The organism is Pseudomonas putida (assembly GCF_022627325.1).
GTDB lineage: Bacteria > Pseudomonadota > Gammaproteobacteria > Pseudomonadales > Pseudomonadaceae > Aquipseudomonas > Aquipseudomonas putida_X.
On record NZ_JAETZZ010000040.1, the window covers coordinates 1 to 520 of the forward strand.

The 520-nt window shown below is 48.7% G+C and carries 2 tRNA genes and 1 rRNA gene; all 3 read left to right on the forward strand.

From position 1 onward, the window contains the following. A 16S ribosomal RNA gene (locus JNA92_RS25590) occupies nt 1-78 on the forward strand; the annotation flags it as partial. Nucleotides 79-164: 86 nt separating this feature from the next. After that, a tRNA-Ile gene (locus JNA92_RS25595) sits at nt 165-241 on the forward strand. Nucleotides 242-267: 26 nt separating this feature from the next. Further along, nucleotides 268-343: transfer RNA gene (locus tag JNA92_RS25600), tRNA-Ala, on the forward strand. Nucleotides 344-520: the final 177 nt, after the last annotated feature.

The following is a 520-nucleotide window of genomic DNA, read 5'->3' on the forward strand; positions in this document are numbered from 1 at the left end:
ACCACGGTGTGATTCATGACTGGGGTGAAGTCGTAACAAGGTAGCCGTAGGGGAACCTGCGGCTGGATCACCTCCTTAATCGACGACATCAGCCTGCTGATGAGCTCCCACACGAATTGCTTGATTCTTTGTATAAAGACGATGCTGTAACGCGACCCTGTTATAGGTCTGTAGCTCAGTTGGTTAGAGCGCACCCCTGATAAGGGTGAGGTCGGCAGTTCAAATCTGCCCAGACCTACCAATTACTTGGTGCGGCCTAGAAAATACGGGGCCATAGCTCAGCTGGGAGAGCGCCTGCCTTGCACGCAGGAGGTCAGCGGTTCGATCCCGCTTGGCTCCACCACTCTTTCAGGTTGTACAGCTTTCAGAACTTAGAAATGAACATTCGGTGATGAATGTTGATTTCTGACTTTTGTCAGATCGTTCTTTAAAAATTCGGATATGTGATAGAAATAGACTGAACACCAGTTTCACTGCTGGTGGATCAGGCTAAGGTAAAATTTGTGAGTTCTGCTCGAAA